General features: G+C 64.8%; 18 protein-coding genes. 3 read left to right on the top strand and 15 right to left on the bottom strand.

What is annotated here, in order from left to right; all coding sequences use genetic code 11:
* Positions 1-194: 194 nt before the first annotated feature.
* Entirely contained in the window at positions 195-1,064 is an 870-nt protein-coding gene (pssA, locus tag E0702_RS14890) for a CDP-diacylglycerol--serine O-phosphatidyltransferase (protein WP_132045236.1), read from the bottom strand.
* 161 nt (positions 1,065-1,225) lie between these two features.
* Positions 1,226-2,242, bottom strand: a complete 1,017-nt coding sequence (ilvC, locus tag E0702_RS14885; RefSeq protein WP_132045234.1) for a ketol-acid reductoisomerase — start codon at positions 2,240-2,242, stop codon at positions 1,226-1,228.
* A gap of 189 nt (positions 2,243-2,431) precedes the next feature.
* Here ilvC and ilvY point away from each other — a divergent pair, with 189 nt between their 5' ends.
* Positions 2,432-3,319, top strand: coding sequence for an HTH-type transcriptional activator IlvY (gene ilvY, locus E0702_RS14880; RefSeq protein WP_132045232.1), 888 nt, complete (start codon positions 2,432-2,434; stop codon positions 3,317-3,319).
* A gap of 151 nt (positions 3,320-3,470) precedes the next feature.
* On the opposite strand, the gene ilvN is transcribed toward ilvY, so the two are convergent.
* From ilvN to rluD, 5 genes are all read right to left on the bottom strand, one after another.
* Positions 3,471-3,962: an acetolactate synthase small subunit gene (ilvN, locus tag E0702_RS14875; protein WP_132045230.1), complete on the bottom strand. Its 492-nt coding sequence runs from the start codon at positions 3,960-3,962 to the stop codon at positions 3,471-3,473.
* Complete coding sequence (locus tag E0702_RS14870; RefSeq protein WP_132045228.1) at positions 3,962-5,686, bottom strand: acetolactate synthase 3 large subunit; 1,725 nt, start codon at positions 5,684-5,686, stop codon at positions 3,962-3,964. Before E0702_RS14870 ends, ilvN begins: the two co-directional genes overlap by 1 nt.
* A 495-nt stretch (positions 5,687-6,181) precedes the next feature.
* Positions 6,182-8,818, bottom strand: coding sequence for an ATP-dependent chaperone ClpB (gene clpB / locus E0702_RS14865; protein WP_132045226.1), 2,637 nt, complete (start codon positions 8,816-8,818; stop codon positions 6,182-6,184).
* 413 nt (positions 8,819-9,231) lie between these two features.
* Positions 9,232-9,987 carry a peptidoglycan editing factor PgeF gene (pgeF, locus tag E0702_RS14860; protein ID WP_132045224.1) on the bottom strand — a complete coding sequence of 252 codons (756 nt, stop codon included), beginning with the start codon at positions 9,985-9,987 and terminating at the stop codon, positions 9,232-9,234.
* A gap of 26 nt (positions 9,988-10,013) precedes the next feature.
* On the bottom strand, positions 10,014-10,973 hold the full coding sequence (gene rluD, locus E0702_RS14855) for a 23S rRNA pseudouridine(1911/1915/1917) synthase RluD (protein ID WP_132045222.1): 960 nt from the start codon (positions 10,971-10,973) through the stop codon (positions 10,014-10,016).
* 135 nt (positions 10,974-11,108) lie between these two features.
* Between rluD and E0702_RS14850 the strand changes: the two genes are divergently transcribed.
* Entirely contained in the window at positions 11,109-11,993 is an 885-nt protein-coding gene (locus E0702_RS14850; protein ID WP_132045220.1) for an outer membrane protein assembly factor BamD, read from the top strand.
* A gap of 116 nt (positions 11,994-12,109) precedes the next feature.
* Here E0702_RS14850 and E0702_RS14845 read toward each other — a convergent pair whose 3' ends face one another.
* On the bottom strand, positions 12,110-13,741 hold the full coding sequence (locus tag E0702_RS14845) for an NAD+ synthase (RefSeq protein ID WP_132045218.1): 1,632 nt from the start codon (positions 13,739-13,741) through the stop codon (positions 12,110-12,112).
* Positions 13,742-13,837: 96 nt separating this feature from the next.
* On the opposite strand from E0702_RS14845, the gene E0702_RS14840 reads away from it, so the two are divergent.
* Positions 13,838-14,134, top strand: coding sequence for a PP0621 family protein (locus E0702_RS14840; RefSeq protein ID WP_132045216.1), 297 nt, complete (start codon positions 13,838-13,840; stop codon positions 14,132-14,134).
* 52 nt (positions 14,135-14,186) lie between these two features.
* Here E0702_RS14840 and E0702_RS14835 read toward each other — a convergent pair whose 3' ends face one another.
* From E0702_RS14835 to E0702_RS20095, 7 genes are all read right to left on the bottom strand, one after another.
* Complete coding sequence (locus tag E0702_RS14835; protein ID WP_132045214.1) at positions 14,187-16,013, bottom strand: DEAD/DEAH box helicase; 1,827 nt, start codon at positions 16,011-16,013, stop codon at positions 14,187-14,189.
* A 130-nt stretch (positions 16,014-16,143) separates the two neighbouring features.
* Positions 16,144-16,734: a HupE/UreJ family protein gene (locus E0702_RS14830; protein ID WP_132045212.1), complete on the bottom strand. Its 591-nt coding sequence runs from the start codon at positions 16,732-16,734 to the stop codon at positions 16,144-16,146.
* Positions 16,735-16,826: 92 nt separating this feature from the next.
* Positions 16,827-17,579: an urease accessory protein UreG gene (gene ureG / locus E0702_RS14825; RefSeq protein WP_132045210.1), complete on the bottom strand. Its 753-nt coding sequence runs from the start codon at positions 17,577-17,579 to the stop codon at positions 16,827-16,829.
* A gap of 22 nt (positions 17,580-17,601) precedes the next feature.
* The gene (locus E0702_RS14820; protein ID WP_165927538.1) at positions 17,602-18,459 is read right to left on the bottom strand and encodes an urease accessory protein UreD; all 858 of its coding nucleotides are present in this window, start codon (positions 18,457-18,459) and stop codon (positions 17,602-17,604) included.
* A gap of 85 nt (positions 18,460-18,544) precedes the next feature.
* Complete coding sequence (locus tag E0702_RS14815; RefSeq protein WP_132045206.1) at positions 18,545-19,219, bottom strand: urease accessory protein UreF; 675 nt, start codon at positions 19,217-19,219, stop codon at positions 18,545-18,547.
* A 12-nt stretch (positions 19,220-19,231) separates the two neighbouring features.
* Entirely contained in the window at positions 19,232-20,941 is a 1,710-nt protein-coding gene (locus tag E0702_RS14810) for an urease subunit alpha (RefSeq protein ID WP_132045204.1), read from the bottom strand.
* Positions 20,934-21,419, bottom strand: a complete 486-nt coding sequence (locus E0702_RS20095; RefSeq protein WP_306766920.1) for an urease subunit beta — start codon at positions 21,417-21,419, stop codon at positions 20,934-20,936. Before E0702_RS20095 ends, E0702_RS14810 begins: the two co-directional genes overlap by 8 nt.
* Between the last annotated feature and the right edge of the window lie 38 nt (positions 21,420-21,457).

Raw genomic sequence — 21,457 nt, 5'->3', positions numbered from 1 at the left:
GACACCTTCCGAAAAACCCATTGCAGAACAGTCACTTCTGCCACATTCACCGCCGGTAACGTTTGCCCGTCGCCGGCAGCGGATGCGTACTTTACGGTTTTACCGGCAGGCCCGCAAGCCCTTCCTGTAAAAAAGTTTCAAAACCGACGACGCCCGCACGGGGCGGGCGTCGATATATGCGGCGTGAGCGCGGATCAGCCCGATGGAGGCGCATGACGCAGCTTGCGCATCGTCGCCATCAACGGACCCGAGGTGACATAGGCCCCAAACAGCAGCAGCAGCATCACGGAGGGCTCCAGGGAGATCACCACGAAGCCCAGCACGATGGCGAGCAGCACCACGAAGGGGACCGGTCCCTTGAAGTCCACATCCTTGAAGCTGTAGTAGCGAATATTGCTGACCATCAGGACCCCGGCGGCACCGACGATCACCAGCATCAGCAACTTGTAGCCGAAGGCCTCGGCATCGAAACTATGGAAGGTCCAGACACTGGCCGCCACCAGCGCCGCTGCCGAGGGGCTGGGCAGGCCGATAAACCACTTCTTGTCGACGCTGCCGATCTGTACATTGAAGCGGGCCAGCCGCAAGGCGGCACAGGCAACATAAAGAAAGGCCACCACCCAGCCGGTCTTGCCGATATCCTGAAGAATCCAGGTAAAGGACACCAGCGCCGGCGCCACTCCGAAGGAGAGCATGTCGGAGAGGCTGTCATACTCGGCCCCGAAGGCACTCTGGGTGTTGGTCATCCGGGCCACTCGGCCATCCAACCCATCGAGTACCATGGCGATAAAGATCGCCACGGAAGCCGCGGCAAAGTCGCCATTGATACCGGCGACAACGGCGAAGAAGCCGGCGAACAGGGCCGAGGTGGTAAAGAGATTGGGCAACAGGTAGATACCCTTGCGCCGGACGGTGCGTCCATCCTCTTCGGCTTCCTCGATCACCTCCGTCTCGCGCAGAAAGACCGACGCCAGGTCCTCCTCCCGTTGGACGCCCTGCTCTTGGGGCGGGCCCTCGCCATGCGGCGTGTCAATATGCTCGTTGTTACGGGAATCCTGACTCATTGTCCCACCCATTGCCTGGAAGTCATGCCGGTCATTCTTGCACGACCACCCGCAAGCGCAAAGCCGGGTCGCTGTCATTCGGCGTCGGCCACACGAAAACGACCAGGGGCGCGGTCACCCGCGCCCCTGGTCGTGTTGCCGCTCTCGACCGAGCCGATCGATCAGTTCTTGGTCTTGTCGACCAGCTGGTTGGCGGCGATCCACGGCATCATGCCGCGCAGCTTGGCCCCCACCTGCTCAATCTCATGCTCGGCGTTAAGGCGACGACGGGCGGTCATCGAGGGGTAGTTGCTGTTGCCCTCGTTGATGAACATCTTGGCATACTCGCCGGTCTGGATACGCTTGAGAGCATTGCGCATGGCAGCACGCGACTGCTCGTTGATCACCTCGGTGCCGGTAACGTATTCGCCATACTCCGCGTTGTTGGAGATGGAGTAGTTCATGTTGGCGATGCCGCCCTCGTACATCAGGTCGACGATCAGTTTGAGCTCATGCAGACACTCGAAGTAGGCCATTTCCGGTGCGTAGCCTGCCTCGGTGAGGGTCTCGAAACCGGCCTTGACCAGCTCGACGGCGCCACCGCACAGCACGGCCTGCTCGCCGAACAGGTCGGTCTCGGTCTCATCCTTGAAGGTGGTCTCGATGATACCGCTGCGACCACCGCCGATGGCTGCCGCGTAGGAGAGCGACAGCTCCTTGGCGTTGCCGGTAGCGTCCTGATGAATGGCGATCAGGTCGGGGATGCCGCCGCCACGCACGAACTCGGAGCGCACGGTATGGCCCGGGGCCTTGGGGGCGATCATCACCACATCCAGGTCGCTGCGCGGCTCGATCTGGTTGTAGTGGATATTGAAGCCGTGGGCGAAGGCCAGGGTCGCGCCCTGCTTCAGGTTGGGCTCGACCTGGTTCTCGTAGATCGCCTTCTGGTTCTCGTCAGGCGCCAGGATCATCACCACATCGGCGCTCTTGCACGCCTCCTCGACGGAAGCCACCTTGAGGCCAGCACCCTCAGCCTTGGCGGCAGAAGAGGAGCCTTCACGCAGGGCGACGGTAACGTCGACACCCGACTCCTTAAGGTTGTTGGCATGGGCATGGCCCTGGGAGCCGTAACCCACGATGGTGACCTTCTTGCCCTGGATAAGGGAGAGATCGCAATCCTTGTCGTAATAAACGTGCATCTCGTGCTCCTGGAAACGTGATCTGGAAAACATGGTTGAGTAATGCGTGTCAGCGTCGATGGCCACCCGCCCCGTCTATCGCAGGGCTGGGCTTGCGGCATCCGATGACCCAACCATACGTCAGCCCAGCCATTGCGTAAAACGCTATATTTGCAACGACACATCCCGATTTATGCAATAATAATGGCCATGGACATGCGCCCCCTCAACCACTTCCTCGCCCTGGCGGAATCCCTGCACTTCGGGCGCGCCAGCGAGGCGTGTCACATCAGCACCTCCACCCTCTCCCGCTCCATCCGACATCTGGAGGAGAGCCTGGGTGTCACCCTCTTCGAGCGCGACAATCGCCACGTGGCTCTGACCCGTCAGGGCGAGATCTTCCAGCACTATGCCCGCGAGACCCTCGAGCGCTGGGAAGAACTTCGCCAATCGCTGATGAGCGAGGCCCGACGATTGACCGGCAAGATCAGCGTCTACTGCTCGGTCACCGCCAGCTACAGCTTTCTCTACGAGCTGCTTAGCGAGTTTCGCAGCCACCACCCCGGCATCGAGCTCAAGCTGCACACCGGTGATCCCGCCGAAGCCATGAACCGGGTCCTGGCCGGTGACGAGGACATGGCGATCACCCCTCGCCCGCGCCAACCCCCGGAGGCCCTCGCCTTCAAGTCGCTGACCCGAGCCCCGCTGGTGTTCATCGCCCCCAGGGAGGCACCGGAGTGGATCCCCTCCAGACCCGAGACGCCCTGCGCAGAGCAGTGGCGCGAGGTACCGATGATCCTCTCCGAGGCGGGGCTCTCGCGCAGCTACGCCGATACCTGGTTTCGCGCCCTGGGCATCGTGCCGAGGATCTATGCCCAGGTCGCCGGACACGAGGCGATCGTCAGCATGGTCGGCCTGAGTTTCGGCATCGGCGTGGTACCTCGGATCGTGCTCGACAACAGCCCGCTGCGTGAGCGGGTCCGCGTGCTGCCCGTGAAACCGGAACTGCCCCATTACGACGTCGGCCTCTGCGTGCTGGAACGGCGCCTGAAGAGCCCGCTGATTCGGGCGCTCTGGGATGAAGTGGCGGAAAGGTAGGAAATGGTGGAAAGGTAGACGAGGCAGGAAAGCCCAGAGGGTGAAATGATGATGAGGTGGGATGATGGGTGAGCTGGAAAGGGACGGCCCAAAAAGCAGAAGGCCGCCTCTCGAGGCGGCCTTCGCATACCAGCAACAACCAGGAGTCGAGCTAGAGGCTCAACACCTTGTCGCCCCGGGCAATCCCCGATACCCCGGTACGCGCCACCTCCAGCACCCCGACTGGCTCCATGGCCTGCAGGAAGGCGTCGAGCTTGCCGGCATCGCCGGCGATCTGCACGGTGAACAGGCTCGGGCTCACATCGACGATCTGCGCACGGAAGATATCCGCGGTGCGCTTGACCTCGTCGCGGTTCGCCCCCAATGCCTTCACCTTCACCAGCATCAACTCCCGCTCGATATGGTTGCCCTCGGTGAGGTCGACCAGTTTGACCACATCGATCAACTTGTTGAGATGCTTGGTGATCTGCTCGACGACCCGGTCGTCTCCCACGGTCGTGACCGTCAGGCGCGACAGGGTCGGGTCCTCGGTGGGCGCCACGTTCAGCGTCTCGATATTGAAGTTACGCTGAGAGAAGAGCCCCACCACGCGAGACAGGGCGCCCGGTTCGTTTTCCATCAGAATCGAGATGATATGGCGCATCAGGTCCGCTCCGTCTTGGAAAGCAGCATGTCACGCATGGAGCCAAGGGGCACCTGCATCGGATAGACGTGCTCGTGCGGGTCAACCGCAACGTCGAGGAACACCAGCTCGTGCGGATCGGCGAAGGCACGCTCCAGTGCCGGCTCGAGCTCGTCAAGGGTCTCGACCTTCAGCGCAGTGAAGCCATAGGACTCGATCAGCTTCTGGAAGTCGGGCAGCGACTCCATGTAGGAGTGCGCATGACGCGACTTGTAGTTGAGGTCCTGCCACTGGCGCACCATGCCCAGTGACGCATTGTTGAGGTTGACGATCTTCACGCCGCCCCCGAACTGCTTACAGGTGGAGAGCTCCTGCATCATCATCTGGAAGCTGCCCTCCCCGGTCACACAGATCACCTGCTCATCCGGGAAGTTCTGCTTGATGCCCATGGCGGCCGGGAATCCGAAGCCCATGGTGCCAAGCCCCCCCGAGGTAATGAAGCGGTTGGGCTTGTCGAACTTGTAATACTGGGCCGCGAACATCTGGTGCTGACCAACATCGGTGGTCACATAGGCCTCGCCGCGCGTCACCCGGCACAGTGCCTCGACCACCTCCTGGGGCTTGAGCGTCTCACCGGGCCTGGAGGGCTCATAGAGCTTGCCCGCGCGCTCTTCGCGCCAGCCTTCGATCTTCTGCCACCACTCCTCGAGGGCCTCCGGATTGGCGATCTCCTTGCCCTGCACCAGGCTGATCATCTCGCTGATCACGCTGCCCGCCGGCCCCACGATGGGCACATCGGCTCGCACGGTCTTGGAGACCGAGCTGGGGTCGATATCCACATGAATGACCTTGGCGGTGGGACAGAACTTCGAGGTGTTGTTGGTCACGCGGTCGTCGAAACGCGCGCCAATGGCGATCACCAGATCGGCATGGTGCATGGCCATGTTCGACTCATAGGAGCCGTGCATGCCCAGCCACCCCAGGCACTGACGATCGCTCTGGGGGTAGGCGCCGATGCCCATCAGGGTGGTGGTGATGGGGTAGCCCAGTCGCTTGACCAGGTCGGTCAGGCCTTCGCTGGCCCGCCCGGTAATCACACCGCCGCCGGTGTAGAACACCGGGCGCTTGGCCTTGAGCATCAGCTCGACGGCCTTCTTGATCTGACCGCTATGGCCGCGGGTCACCGGATTATACGAGCGCATCTTGACCTTCTTGGGGTAGACGTACTCGTAACGCTCGGTGGGGGCCGTCATGTCCTTGGGAATATCCACCACCACCGGGCCAGGACGCCCGGACGCGGCCAGGTAGTAGGCCTTCTTGAGGACTTCCGGAATTTCGGTCGGGTGCTTGATGGAGAAGCTGTGCTTCACGATCGGCCGAGTCACGCCGATGATGTCGGTTTCCTGGAAGGCATCATCGCCGATCAGGTGACTCATCACCTGGCCACACAGCACCACCATCGGAATCGAGTCCATGTAGGCGGTGGCGATGCCGGTGACGGCGTTGGTAGCGCCGGGACCGGAGGTCACCAGTACCGTACCTGGCTTGCCGGAGGCTCGCGCATAGCCATCGGCGGCATGGGTGGCGGCCTGTTCATGGCGTACCAGGATGTGCTTGACCTTGTCCTGGCGGAACAGGGCGTCATAGATATGCAGCGCCGCGCCACCGGGATAACCATAGATATATTCGACGCCCTCATCCTGCAGGAAGCGGGCGATCATGTCCGCGCCGGAAAGCAATTCCACGTGTTTTTCTCCCCTGGAGGTCTCGAGTGCGATCCGTCACCACTTGGGGCAACGGTGTCGAGTGCGGCGGTATGCCGCTGCCGGAAACACCGGCACCTGATGCCAAACCCTGGCAAGAAGCCCTGTTAGGGCCTGCACTCTCATCACGGCGGTTTGCCGCGTCGGGGCGTTGGCCGACCCGGGCGGTGAGCCCGCAATCGGAAGTCCTTCGGCGAGTAGAGGCCACTGGCCTACCCGTCACACGGTAAAGGGGGATTGCCCGCTGGGTCCGTGTCCGTATCAGGAAGGGTCAAGATTCCATTAGCGCCAAGGGCGTGTCAACCGCGGAAACAGCGTGGGTAGCCCATGGCAGGGCATTCAGCAAGGCTGAGCTTGTGAGCCGACGTCGAAAAAAGCCCGCACTCTCGGGGTGAGAGGCGGGCAAGGAGGTTACAGGACGCAACCTATCAATCAGTCTAGACCGTCAGGCCCAGGTGGCGAGTGCCGACAACCGCCTCAGCGTGCGCCGGCACCCGCTTCGTTTCCTTTCTGTATGGCAGCACCGTCCCGAGACTTGCCGAACACCAGCCGATCCTCCTCGGCCTCCACCTCGATGGTGTCGCCGGGCGAGAACTTCCCGGCCAGCAGATCCTGGGCCAGCGGATTCTCGATACGCGCCTGAATGGCCCGCTTGAGCGGCCGCGCGCCGAACACCGGATCGAAGCCCACCACCGCAAGTTGTGCCATGGCCGCATCGCTGACCTCCAGGGAGAGCTCATGCTCCGCCAGCCGCGCCCGCAGGCGATCGAGCTGGATCCCGGCGATGGCCTGGATCTGCTCCTGACCGAGGGCATGGAACACCACCACCTCATCGATGCGGTTGATCAGCTCGGGCCGGAAGTGAGTACCGACCACCTCCATTACCGCACTCTTCATCTGATCGTAACCGGTGTCGCCACCGCCCATGCGCTGGATAATGTCCGAGCCCATGTTGGAGGTCATCACGATCACCGTGTTGCGGAAGTCCACGGTGCGTCCCTGGCCATCGGTGAGGCGCCCATCTTCCAGCACCTGCAGCAGGATATTGAAGACATCCGGGTGAGCCTTCTCCACCTCGTCGAGCAGCAGCACCGAATAGGGCTTGCGACGCACCGCCTCGGTCAGATACCCCCCCTCCTCGTAGCCGACATAGCCGGGAGGGGCACCGATCAGCCTTGCCACGGAGTGCTTCTCCATGAACTCCGACATGTCGATGCGCACCATTGCCTCCTCGGTATCGAAGAGGAAGTTGGCCAGCGACTTGCACAGCTCCGTCTTGCCAACCCCGGTGGGACCGAGGAACAGGAACGAGCCATTGGGGCGATGTGGGTCGGCCAGCCCTGCCCGGGAGCGACGCACGGCATTGGCCACCGCGGTCACCGCCTCGTGCTGGCCGATCACCCGCTCATGCAACGCCTCCTCCATGCGCAGCAGCTTGTCACGCTCACCCTCGAGCATCTTGGCCACCGGGATGCCGGTCCAGCGCGAGACCACCTCGGCGATCTCCTCCTCGGTGACGTTGGAACGCAACAGAGTATGCTTCGAGGTATCCGACTCGGCCTCGCTGAACTCGGCGATCTTCTTCTCGAGCTCGGGTATCACGCCGTACTGCAGCTCGGACATCCGCGCCAGATCCCCCTGCCGCTTGGCCTGTTCCAGATCGATGCGGGCACGGTCGAGCTCCTCCTTGAACTGTCCCGCTCCCTGGATGCTGGCCTTCTCGGCCTTCCACACCTCGTCGAGATCGGCGTACTCGCGCTCGAGCTCGCCAATCTGCTCCTCCAGCCCTTCGAGGCGCTTCTTCGAGGCCTCGTCGGTCTCCTTCTTGAGGTGCTCGCGCTCCATCTTCAGCTGAATCAGCCGACGGTCGAGACGGTCCATCTCCTCGGGCTTGGAGTCGAGCTCCATGCGGATGCGCGAGGATGCTTCATCAATCAGGTCGATCGCCTTGTCGGGTAATTTGCGATCGGTAATATAGCGAGTGGAGAGCTTGGCCGCGGCGATGATGGCACCATCCGTGATATCGACCTTATGGTGCACCTCATAGCGCTCCTTGAGCCCACGCAGGATCGCCACGGTGTCTTCCTCCGAGGGCTCATCCACCACCACCTTCTGGAAACGCCGCTCCAGCGCCGCATCCTTCTCAACGTACTGACGATACTCATCGAGGGTGGTGGCACCCACGCAGTGCAGCTCGCCGCGCGCCAGGGCCGGCTTGAGCATATTGCCGGCATCCATGGCCCCCTCGGCCTTGCCGGCCCCCACCATGGTGTGCAGCTCATCGATAAACAGGATGACCCGGCCCTCCTCCTGGGCGAGCTCCTTGAGCACCGACTTGAGACGCTCCTCGAACTCACCACGGAACTTGGCCCCGGCCAGCAACGCGCCCATATCCAGCGACAGCACGCGCTTGTCCTTGAGCCCTTCGGGCACCTCGCCATCGACGATGCGCTGGGCCAGCCCCTCGACGATGGCGGTCTTGCCGACCCCGGGCTCACCGATCAACACAGGGTTGTTCTTGGTGCGCCGCTGGAGTACCTGAATGGTGCGGCGGATCTCGTCGTCACGACCGATGACCGGGTCGATCTTGCCGCTTGCGGCCCGCTCGTTAAGGTCCAGGGTGTACTTTTCCAGCGCCTCGCGCTGATCCTCGGCATTGGGGTCGTCGACCCTCTCGCCACCGCGCACGCTATCGATCGCGGTCTCCAGCGCCTTGCGCGAGAGGCTGGCCTGGGTCAGCAGCTTGCTGACCGCGCCCCCCATCTCCAGCGCGGCGAGCAGCACCAGCTCGCTGGCGATGTACTGATCACCACGCTTCTGGGCCTCGCGATCGGTAAGATTGAACAGCTTGATCAGGTCGCGTGAGGGCTGCACCTCGCCGTCGAACTGGGCGACCCTGGGCAGGTCGTCGAGATGCCCAACCAACACATCGCGCAACCGGGCGGCATCGCCACCGGCCCTCTGAACCAGCGCCTTGGCACCGGTGTCGGTGGCGTCGAGCAGTGCCAGCAGCAGATGGCCGGGCTCGAGCTGGTTATGACCGTGCCCCACCGCCAGCGACTGTGCATCGGCCACGGCGTTCTGCAGCTTGGCGGTAAACTTGTCGAAACGCATATCACGTCCTCCATCGGGATGGCGAGGCGATCGGACGCCCCGCTTGACCCTGTGAATGTCTTGACATGATAAATGGCGTCAAGTCAGGCCGGTTTCAAGTCGGCCGTCGGGAGGAAGTGCATGACAAGTTGACGCGGATCAAGCGACAAGGGGTTGCGCGAGGCTGTTCCGGCGACAGGCCTTCGAGGGGGCGCTGTAAATACTTCCCTGTACGCTACCTCGGCCCTGCGGCGCTCTCGCGTCCCGCTCCGCTTGCAGGTCCGGTGCTGGCCATCCATGGCCAGCCCGTTCGGAGCAGTGCTCCTCACCCCTGGTCCTCGGCCCCCCCCTCTGCGACCTATCCCCGGCGCCTCTAGCTTAGTGCGTCTGCGATAGCCGCGGGTTTCCTTGAGCCTTGAAGCTTGTAGCTCGCTTCAGCGCAGCCAGATCACGCTGGCCATTCTTCCCGTGCTGCCATTGTCGCGACGGTGGGAGTAGAAGCGTGACTCGCAGGCGGTGCAGAAGTGGCCGCCGCTGATATGGGAGACGCCCAGACGCTCCAGACGCAAGCGCGCCAGGCGGTAGAGATCGGCCATGTAGTGGCCCAGGCGATAGGGGCTGGGGTCGAAGGCATCGGCGGCCTCGGGGTGCACGCCGACGAAGGCCTGATAGACCTCGGGTCCCACCTCGAACTGGGCATTGGAGATCGCCGGCCCCAGCCAGGCCAGCTGCTCCTCGGGCGGCACACCCAATGCCGCCACCGTGGCCTCCAGCACCCCGCCCGCCAGCCCACGCCAGCCGGCATGGGCCAACGCCACGCGCTCGCCGCGGCGGTCACAGAAGAAGACCGGCAGGCAGTCGGCAGTAAGGACCACACAGGCATGGTCACGATCGAAGGCGACCGCGGCATCGGCCTCCGGCGACTCGTCGGTATAGCCTTGCTGCACCCGCGCGCCGTGCACCTGATTGAGCCACAGCAGCGGTCGTTCGCCATCGACCTGCTTGTGCAGCAGGCGACGGCACAGCGCCACATGGGCGGGATTGTCACCCACGTGGTCGGCCGGGTTGAAGCAGGCAAAGTCCCCCTGGCTGGGACCGGTCTCGCGGGTGGTGACGAAGGCCCCCACGGAGGTGGGTGCCGGCCAGTCGGGCAGAACCAGGGTGGGCCGCAGGTCGGGGGCGTCGCTCATGACAGTATCCTCGGTGCCACAGGGGGTCAGCGCATCGTCTCGTGATCGTCACGCAGGTAGTCGAGCAACATCAGCAGGTCGTCAGGCAGGGCCGCCCGGAAGCTCATCGTCTCTCCACTGCCCGGATGCACGAAAGCCAGCCGGCGGGCGTGCAACGCCTGGCGCGGAAACTCGCGCAGAATCTCCTTGAGCGTATCCGAGGAGCCAGCGGGCAGCTTGAGACGACCACCGTAGACGGGATCGCCGACCAGCGGGTAGCGCAGGTGCGCCAGGTGTACGCGGATCTGGTGAGTACGCCCGGTCTCCAGCCGGCAGCGCACATGGGTGTGAGCACGGAAGCGCTCGACCACTCGGTAGTGGGTCACCGCCGGCTTGCCGGCGGCGGTCACCGCCTGGCGCTTGCGATCCTTGGCATGTCGGCCGATCGGCGCATTCACCGTACCGCCGGCGGTCATCACCCCCACACAGATGGCGTCATACTCCCGTGACACCGTGCGCGCCTGCAGCTGCTCCACCAGCGACGTCTGGGCGGCCAGCGTTCTGGCCACCACCATCAGGCCACTGGTGTCCTTGTCCAGGCGATGCACGATGCCGGCCCGGGGCACCGACGCCAGCGCCGGGTCGTGATGCAACAGCGCATTGAGCAGGGTGCCATTCGGATTGCCTGCGGCGGGATGCACCACCAGCCCGGGTGGCTTGTTGATCACCAGCACCTGCTCATCCTCGTACACCACCTCGAGGGGAATATCCTCGGGCTCGAAGCGGGTATCGTCCTCGACTTCGGTACAGAGGCGCAGCCATTCGCCTCCGTAGACCTTGTCCCTGGGCCGTGCCGGCTGGTCATCCAGGGTCAGGTCGCCGGCCTTGATCCAGGCCTTCAGGCGCTCGCGGGAAAAGTCGGAGAAGAGCTCCGCCGCGGCCTGGTCGAGCCGCTGGCCGGCCATGGCATCGGGAACACGCTGCTGTGCTTCGAAGGTCTGAGACATGAAGAGAGTGACCGTTTCGGGGATCGGAATCGGGCGCCGCCGATGACTGCGTTTTGCCACGCAGTGCTTTATAGTGGACGGGTTTAGGGCCGATTCTAACACGGCCAGTCCGCGTTGTTTGCCACGAGGATCACGATGCGCGTTTCCAATACCCCTGTCCGTTTCGCGGCCCTGCTTCTGGCTACCAGCCTGCTGACCGGCTGCTCACTGTTCGGCGGTGGCTCCGACGCCTCGAGCGACGAGGCCGCCAGCAGTACACAAGCCAGCCCCTCACAGCGGGCCGCGGAGGAAGAGGTCGAGTATGCCAACCTCGGTGAGCGCGAACTCTACGAGGAGGCGCGCGACTCCCTGGACCGCGGCAACTTTACCGCTGCGATTTCCCGGCTCGAAGCACTCGATACCCGCTTCCCGTTCGGTGGTCACGCCGAACAGGCCCAGCTGGAGCTGATCTACGCCTACTACGAGACCGGCAACTGGGAGGCGACCCGAGCAGCGGCCAACCGCTTCATTCGCCTGCACCCCAGCCATCCCCAGGCCGACTATGCCCTCTACATGCGGGGGCTGGCCGCCTGGCAGGCCGGTCGTTTCAGTCTCGAGCGCCTCAAGCTGATCGACATCTCCAAGCGCGACCTGGGCGCCTCCCGTGATGCCTACAGCGACTTCCGTGAGCTCGCTCGACTCTACCCCAATAGCCAGTACGCACCGGATGCTCGCCAGCGCATCGTCTATCTGCGCAACCTTCTGTCGCGCCATGAGTTACATGTCGCCGACTATTATATGCGCCGCGGCGCCTACCTCGCCGCCGTGGAGCGCGGTCGCTGGGTGATCGAGCACTACCCCCAGAGCGAGGCGACTCGCGACGCCCTGGCGGTCATGGTCGAGGGCTACCTGGGCCTGGAGATGCGCGACCGCGCCCGCGAGACCCTGCGCGTGCTGATCGACAACGCCCCCGACCACGAGCAGCTGCGGGGCCGCACCTTCACGCCCCGCCACGTCGACGCCGACTCGATCTCGGCCTGACCGGCGGCAAGCGGCACGTCAGAATCACGTGATCGTTCGAAGTAAAAGAAAACCCGGAGGCCTTGGCCTCCGGGTTTTCTTGTCGCTCGGCACTTGTAGCTCGTAGCTCGTCGGCGCTATTCGCCGGGCTGCCAGCCATTGACGATAGGGTAGCGGCGATCGCGACCAAACCCGCGGCGGGTTACCCTCACCCCCACCGGTGCCTGGCGACGCTTGTACTCGCAACGGTCCACCAGCTTGACCACCCGGTAGACATCATCGCGGTCGAAGCCCGCCTCGATGATCGCCTCGGCACTCATGTCGCCCTCGATATAGCGCACCAGAATGGCATCCAGGGTGTCGTAGTCGGGCAGCGAGTCGCTGTCCTTCTGGTCGGGTGCCAGCTCCGCGGAGGGCGGACGCTCGATCACCCGCTCGGGGATCGCCGGCGACTGGGTGTTGCGCCAGCGCGCCAGACGGTAGACCCAGGTCTTGTAGACATCCTTGATGGCGTTGTAGCCGCCCACCATATCGCCATAGAGCGTGGAGTAGCCCACCGCCATCTCGCTCTTGTTGCCCGTGGTCAGCACCATCAGGCCCTTCTTGTTGGAGATCGCCATCAGCAGCACGCCACGACAGCGGGACTGCAGGTTCTCCTCGGTGGTGTCCCGCGTCGTGCCCTCGAAGGCACCGGAGAGGGTCTCCATGAACGCCTCCACCATCGGCTCGATGGGCATCACCTCGTAGTGCACGCCCAGCATGTCGGCCTGTTCGGCGGCATCCTGCCGGGAGATGTCGGCGGTATAGTGGTAGGGCATCATCACCGCCTGTACCCGCTGGGGGCCCAGGGCATCCACGGCAATCGCCAGTGACAGGGCGGAGTCGATGCCCCCCGAAAGTCCCAGCACCACGCCCTCGAAGCCGCTCTTGTTGACGTAGTCGCGCAGCCCGGTAACCAGCGCACAGTAGAGGTTCTCCTCCGGCTCGACGTCGGGCTCGGTCTCGCCGGCCTGAGGCACCCAGCCGCCCTGGCGGTGAATAAACTGCACCGGCATCACGCCCACGGCCCAGTGGGGCGCCTGCACGCACAGCTCGCCGGAAGCGTCCACGCAGGCCGAGCCGCCGTCGAACACCAGCTCGTCCTGACCGCCGATCTGGTTCACATAGACGATAGGCAGCGACACCGCCGCGGCACGCTCCTCCAGCAGACGCAACCGCTCGGCAGGCTTGTCCTGATGGAAGGGCGAGGCATTGAGGCTGATCAGGATCTCGGCACCGGCCTCCTTCGCCAGACGCGCCGGAGCTTCCTCCCAGAGATCCTCGCAGATCAGCAGACCCAGCTTCGCGCCTCGATGCTCGATCACCAGAGGCTCGCTGCCCCTAGCAAAGTAGCGCTGTTCGTCGAACACCTCGTAGTTGGGCAACGCCTGCTTGGCATATTCACCCAGCCACTCGCCATCGAAGAGCGCACCGGCCAGGTTCCAGAGCTGCCCCTCGCGACGGCCGGGATAACCGACGATCACCAGCACATCACGCACGACCTTGGCCGCCATCCGAGCGCGAGCCTCGCGCAGACGACTCTCCATGGAGGGTCGCAACAGCAGGTCCTCCGGCGGATAGCCGGTCAGACAGAGTTCGGGCAGCACCACGATATCGGCGCCATGCTCGATGCGCGCCTCGCGCACCGCCTCGATGGCGCGATCGGTGTTGCCGGGAATATCCCCTACCAGGGGGTCCAGCTGAGCCATCACCAGCGTCAGGTCTTGCATGGGCTTGGAAATCTCTCGAGAATCAATGAATACCCTCATTGTCCCGCATGGGCGGCCGACTGGCAAAGCCGACCACCCCACCTGGGAGTCACCCGGATGAACCTCTTGATAATACGCCTGATCATCTTCGCCGTGCTGTTCTTCGCTGGCCTCAAGCTATACCGCATGTACCGCGAGTGGAAGCTGGACCGTGAAGCGCTGCTGGAGGACGACCGAGACGACTCCCGGGGCAACCAGATGGTGCGCTGCGCCTGGTGCCAGGTGCATGTACCCGAGAGCGAAGCCCAGCGCGCGCAGGGCGAGTGGTTCTGCTCCAGCGCCCACCGGGACCGCTATCTTCAGGAGCAGAGGGAACATGACGAACCGGGAAGCGACGACGACCCGCACGCCTGAAGCGCCGACACCCTGGATGCGGCTCGCCTGCTCCCCAGACTAGCCAGCCGCCCTACTCCGCCTCAACCGCCCGGCGAAAGCGCCCGACATAGTCGAACAGCTTCTCGCGCACCTGCCAGTGGCGCCCCACCCTGCGTCCCACCACGAAGTCGGGATGACGCAGGCGGTGACGCTCGGCGATCACCTGCTCGGGGGTCTCGGGCCGAAACGGCACCCCCGGGGCGCGCAGATGCTCACGCAGGAAGGCCGCGGCGAAGGCGCCGCGCTGGGCTGGGGTCTCGAGGGCGAACCACTCGGCTAGCGTCGTGCCATCCTCGTCATGGTAGGTGACCTTGAGGCGAGGCAGGCCGCGGCCATTGACGGTGGACTCCAGCTGCATGCCGGCGACTCGCAGCACCCGGGCGTCACGCAGGCGCAACGCCTCCTTGAGCTTGTCGTCGGCATCCACCAGCTGGATGCCGCAGCCATGGCAGCGCCGGGCGGCAATATCGTTCTCGGCGCCGCAGTCGCCACACACCTTGAAACGAAAGCGAAACGAACATTGCTCCATCGCCGCCGTCGTCGACGTTGAATTTACGCTTTTCGCGCGGGGTCGGGCGCGACTGGAAAGCACCAGCCCCTGGCAGCGACGCCCGAAATGCTCGATCACCAGGTCACCGTCGCGCTTGCCCCAGAACAGGTTGGCATGACCGCAGGCCGGGCACTCCACCTGCACCGGTTCGCTGTCGCCTGCCGGCTTGGGCGATCCCACCTCGGGGGCGTAGAGATCCCAGGGGTTGCCCGCGTAGTCGAGGATCAGGCAGTCGCGCTTGCCCGGCGAGAGGCGCAGCCCGCGACCGGCGATCTGCTGATAGAGGCTCACCGACTCGGTGGGTCGCAGGATAACGATCAGGTCGACATGCGGCGCATCGAAGCCGGTGGTCAGCACCGCCACATTGACCAGGTACTTCAGCTTACGTGCCTTGAAGGCGTCGATGATCCGTTCACGTTCTGCCGAGGGCGTCTCGCCGGTGATCAGCGCCGACTCTTCTGCCGGCAGATAGCCGAGGATCTCCTCGGCATGGGCCACGCTGGCGGCAAACAGCATCCCCCCCTGGCGATCCCGGGCTCTCTCGACCACCTCGGCAATGATGCCCGGCGTGGCACGATGGCCCGCGACCACTCGATTGAGCTCCTCCTCCCGGAAGAGCCCGCTCGTGGTCGGCGTGAGTGCCGAGAAGTCGTAGCGCTCCACCGCCGCATCTACCCTCACCGGCTCGGCCAGGTAACCCTGCTTGACCATCAGCCTCAGCGGCTGCTCGAAGACACACTCCTGGAAGAAGCAATCGGCCTCACCGCGCACCATGCCGTGATGGTGGCGGTGGTAGATGAACCCCTGGCCGAGGCGATAGGGCGTTGCCGTCAGCCCCAGCACCTTGAGCCGGGGGTTGGCGGAGCGCAGCCGCTCGATCACCCGACGGTAGCTGGCATCCTCCGCCGGTGAGACCCGGTGACACTCGTCGATCACCAGCAGGGTGAAGCTGCCCTGCCCCGAGGCCGGAGAAGCGAAACGATCCAGGCCACGCACCACCGACTGAACCGAGCCGAACACCACCTGGCGTTCGGCCTCCTTGCGCCCCAGGCCGGCGCTGAAGATATCGGCCTCGAGGCCGTAGGCCAGATACTTGGCGTGGTTCTGCTCCACCAGTTCACGCACATGAGCCAGCACCAGCACCCGCCCGCGTGCCAGGCGCGCCAGCTCGGCGATCACCAGCGACTTGCCGCTGCCGGTGGGCAGCACCACCACTGCCGGGTCGTCGGTCTCACGGAAATGCTCGATGACACGCCCCACCGCCTCCCGTTGATAGGGGCGCAGGCTTGGAACAGGCTTTTCGGTCATCAGGCACCTCCACACTGAGGGGGCGCCAGTCTACCGGGCGACGGTGGCCTCGTCAGCTCGTCTCGCACTGCTCGACAACGCAGCGGACAGGGTCACCCCCGCCCGCTGCGTTCGGTAGACCACACAAGGGTCAGGCGAAGCCGAGATAGAGTCCGAAGGCGGCAATCAGGGCACCGGCGTATTGCGCGATACGTGGGCTGTCCCAGCGCCTGGCGAGGTGGCCCAGGCCCACACCACAGCCATGCAGAGCCGCGGTGGCGAGCACAAAGCCGATACCGTAGGCCAACCCCGACGCCATCGCCGGCATCTCGGTACCATGAGCATGGCCATGAAACACCGCAAACAGGCCAACCAGGACACTACTCGCCAGCAGCGGCAGACGCACTGCCGCCGCCACCAGCAGGCCGAGGACAAGCACCGACGCCACGATGCCCGGCTCGACCCATGGCAGGGCGATCCCCGCCATGCCGATCGCGCCGCCGAGCAGCATGACCGTCATGAAGCTGACGGGCACGGCCCAGATGGCACGCCCGCCTCGCTGGGCGGCCCAGAGGCCGACCGCGAGCATGGCGGCCATGTGATCGATGCCCATCCAGGGGTGCAGGAAGCCCTGCGCCATCCCTCCCGAATATCCGCTGCCGACATGGGCATAAGCCAGCGCTGGCAGCAACAGAAGGGCCGCACCCCACCCGATGCGTCGCGTCAATTCATGTGATTGCATGTTACTCCTCCTACCTTGACCCAAGGGTATGATCTCAACCGCCTGTGGTGCTGATCGCCGTGTTGAGCCTGGTGGCCCCGTATCTCCATGCGTCACTCATGACCATGATGGTGATGGGTATGCCCCCCTTCGTGGCTGTGTACGTGACCGCCATCGTCTGTTGCATGAAAGTGCGGCGCCATGGGGCCGGGGTCGACCGGGGCATGGCTGCCATCGACGTAGGCGCGATGAAGTTGCCGAACCCAGTTGCACAGCTGGCTCGTGGTCTCGGGGCGCTTGCGTGATATCGCCAGTACCGGGCGCCCCTCGCGGGCCTTTTCGGCATCCGCGACCATTTGCTCGACGTCGACATCGACATGCTCGGCGAGATCGACCTTGTTGATGACCAGCAGATCGGCCCCACCGATGCCGGGGCCGCCCTTGCGTGCCACATCGCCACCTCCGGCGACGTCGAGCACGAAGAGTTGTGCATCGATAAGCGCCGGCGAGAACGTCGCGGTGAGGTTGTCTCCGCCACTCTCGACGAGCACGATGTCCAGCGGGGCAAAATCACGCTCGAGATCCTCGATGGCGATCAGGTTCATGGTCACGTCATCGCGAATCGCGGTATGGGGGCAGGCGCCCGTCTCCACCGCACGGATTCGCTCGGCCGGCAGCACGCCCTCGGAGCGCAGGAAGCGCGCATCCTCGTCGGTGTAGATATCGTTGGTGATCACGCCGATGACGAATTCATCGCTGAGACTGCGGCACAGCGTCGCGATCACCGAGCTTTTCCCGGTTCCCACGGGACCGGCGACACCGATCCTCAGTGCACGATGCTCGTTCGTCGGGGTTGTCTTCGCCATGCTGTTCTCCTCCATGGCCGGCTTATCCGGCACCAGTGTGCTCAGTTTCGCTGACCACCTCATCACGGTGGTCCTCGGATTCGGGCAGGGGGGCATCCCTGGGTGCCCACGGCGCCCCAAGCGTGTCGAGCCCGGCGCTCAGGCGCCGGCGAAGCTGCAGGCTATCGGGTGCCACGGCGCTGACGACCATGCCTGGCCCCGGCAGTGGCGCCAGGATGGCGCTGGAATGAAAGGTGGAGGTGGCCGGGGTCCCGCTCTCCCATGCAGGGTCGACCGCAATGATCGATCCGACGGCACCGTTCTCACCCACGACCGCGGCACCACGCCAGCCATCGGCCTGCGGTCCAACACACAGCTGCTGGTGATATAGCGGGGCATCGTCATAGGTCACCCGCAGGGTGGTGCGGAAATCTCCCGGCGGTTCGCGGTGCCTCCCGAACAGCGCCTCCTCACGCATCACCAGCCGGGCACCGCGCTCGAGGCGAACCCGTACGTCATGCTCATGGTCGCAGCCACGAGCCGCGATGATCGGCTCCGGCAGCCAGACGAAGGTGGCGCCCTCGCCGACATGCACATTGATTCGCATATGCGAACGCCCACCACATGGGCCCGGCAGCACCAGCATCGCCGAGGCCTCGGTCAGCACCAGTGTGCTGCCTGCCCCGACATGCACATCGAGCGCATAGTCGTCGCCGCCGAGCGGGCCGGCGGCGCCGGCGGCCAGCATGACACGCGCCACCTCGCGACGACGATGGGTCAGCGGCTCCGACTCCTTGGGATGGGCCGGACGCAGGACGAGTGCCCCCTGCGAGCGCAATACACCAACCCTCGAGCGTGCCCGGGCGTCTGTCTCGGTGGTCAGCACCGCCCGTGACGACATCGCACCCGGCCGCCTCGCACCCTGATCACGAAGCACATGCTCACGAGGCGAATATTCATGAGGTGAATGCTTGTGAGATGAATGTTCACGAGGCAAAGAGGCGTACATTCCAGCTCCTGTGGTGTTCGGCCGCGATATCGCTCAAAGGAGCCCCCCGTGAAGGCAGCTCGCTTGCGGGAACATCGGCGTGATCGGCGGCGGCGTCTGCCAGGCGGTCGAGCCGTTCGGTGGCCCGCGCGAGGGCGGCGTGGACATCGAAGGGGTCGATTCGCATCAGCTTCGCCGCGGCCGCGGCCGGCCCCGCCACGCTCTCGTGCAGGATGGCCAGCGCGGCGTCGCGAGGGCCGAGGCCAAGCGCCGCGGCGGCCACCCCCATGACCACAGGCTGATGGGGGGCGGTGCCGAGCAGCGCGAAGTGCGGATGGGGGTGAATGGTGCTCATCACTCGAAGCAGCTGCCTGCCGAGCGTTCGCGACACCGAGCGCAGCTCCGGGGAGGGTGTGCGTGCGTCGAGCTCGGACTCCAGCGCCGGCAGTGCCGCGGTGTCATCCCGCGCCGCACGCTCACAGGCGGCGGCGGCGAAGGCCGCGGCAACGAAGCCCGTGGTTTCGGCTCGCCCGACAAGAAACCGTTCGAGCCCCGCCGCGTCCGACACCCTGCCCGCCTGAACCGTCGGCTCTAGCCCGCCGGAGTGCGCATAGCCGCCTGCCGGCAAGCGACCATCCGCGAGCAGAAGCAGCGCCGCCTGTCCCTGTGCCATATGCCTTCCTGCCTAGAAGAGAAAGTATCGCTGCGCCATCGGCACGTCATCGGTGGGCTCGTGGTCGATAAGCTCGCCATCGATCTTCACCGCATAGGTGTTGGGATCGACCTCGATCCTGGGCAGCGCCTGGTTTTCGGGCATATCCATCTTGGTCCTGCCGCGGCAGCTCTCGATGGCGACAAACTGTCGATGGGTATTCACACGCCCGGGCAGCCCGTCATCGATCGCCGCCTGAGAGACGAACGCCATGCTGGTCGCCCCGGCCGCGGGGGAGTAGACATTGAAGCCGAGTCGCTCGAGCACGGGCTGAGGCGTAGGAATCGAGGCATTCGGGTCACCAAGCGCGGCCGTCGCGGCCATCCCTCCCGTAAAGACGATAGTGGGTCGAATGCCGAAGAGGGCCGGCTGCCACAGCACCAGATCGGCCTTCTTGCCCACCTCGATGGAGCCGATATGCTTCTCGAGCCCATGGGCCATCGCGGGGCAGATCGTGTACTTCGCCACATAGCGGCGCGCCCGGTGATTGTCGGCGTTGCTGTCCCCCGCCAGGGGCCCGCGCAGCTTCTTCATCTGGTGCGCGGTCTGCCAGGTACGGATCACCACCTCACCGATCCGCCCCATCGCCTGGGCGTCGGAGGACATGATCGAGATCGCACCGAGATCCTGCAGCACGTCCTCGGCCGCGATCGTTCCCGCGCGGACCCGGCTTTCGGCGAAGGCGAGGTCGTTGGGCACCTGCGGGTTGAGGTGGTGCGCCACCATCACCATATCGAGGTGCTCGTCCACGGTATTGCGAGTGAACGGCCGTGTCGGGTTGGTCGACGCCGGCAGCACATTGGCCTCGCCCGCGATGCGGATGATATCCGGCGCGTGGCCGCCACCGGCACCCTCGGTATGAAAGGAGTGGAAGGTGCGACCGTCTACCGCCTTGAGCATATCTTCGACAAACCCGGCCTCGTTGAGAGTGTCCGAGTGGATCGCGACCTGAACCCCCGAGGCGTCGGCCACCTGCAGCACGGCATCAATGACCGCTGGCGTCGCCCCCCAGTCCTCATGCACCTTGAAGCCGCCCACGCCACCGCGGAGCTGCTCCCACATCGCCTCGTGGGACATGGTGTTGCCGCGCCCGAGAAACAGCACGTTGACCGGCCAGGGATCGAAGCTCTCCAGCATTCGCTCCATCCACCAGGAACCGGGAGTCGCGAGGGTGGCCTTCGACCCTTCGGTGGGCCCCGTGCCACCGCCCAGCACGGTAGTGGTACCCGACGCCAGGGCGATCTGCATCATCTGGGGGCCGACGAAGTGGACATGGGTGTCGATCGCCCCCGCCGTGGCAATCAGCCCGTTGCCCGCCATGATCTCGGTCGAGGGACCGATCACCAGGTCGGGGTGCACACCATCCATGGTGTCGGGATTGCCGGCCTTGCCGATCGCGGTAATACGGCCGTCACGCACCCCGATGTCGGCCTTGATCACGCCCCAGTGGTCGAGTATGACCGCACCGGTGATCACCAGATCCGGGGTGCCCTCGGCACGCGTCGCCGTGGACTGTCCCATCGACTCACGCACCGACTTGCCGCCGCCGAATACCGCCTCGTCACCGCCACCACAGCGATCCTCCTCGACCTCGATGACCAGATTGGTATCGGCGAGGCGAATGCGATCGCCCTTGGTCGGACCATACGACGCCACATATTCCGAACGGGAAATCTTACCCATCGAGACCTCCTCGGCAGAGCCCACGCAGACCGGGCACGATGCGTCGCCCCCGAATAGGGATCAGTTCGACCTCTTCCACGGCCCCGGGCTCGAAGCGTACGGCGCCCCCCGAAAGCACGTTGAGTCGCTTGCCCCAGGCCGCCTCCCTGTCGAACTCGAGCGCCTCGTTGGCCTCGGCGAAGTGATAGTGCGAACCGACTTGCACCGGGCGATCCGCGGCATTGATCACCCTGATCGTGGTGACAGGTTGCCCGGCATTGATCTCGACATCGCCCTCTCCGTAGAGGACCTCTCCGGGTACCAGAGGATCGCTCTCCTCGAGCCGCTCCATCGACTCCCGACGCGGCGCCTGGCGCGCTCCGGAACCGGGCCGACGGGGCTCGCTTGGCGAATGGGCACCCGAGGAGCGTGTCCGCTTCTCGATCTTGTAACCGGGCGCATCGGAGGCGTGCTCCGCCTTCGGCGAATCGGCAGCCATCTTTTCGGGTGGCCCGAATGGATTGGATGGTTTTCTGG

The sequence above is a fragment of the Halomonas marinisediminis genome, from assembly GCF_004347715.1.
Lineage (GTDB): Bacteria > Pseudomonadota > Gammaproteobacteria > Pseudomonadales > Halomonadaceae > Halomonas > Halomonas icarae.
Note: the sequence above shows the minus strand (reverse complement) of the source record. Positions and strands in the feature narration are given on the sequence as shown.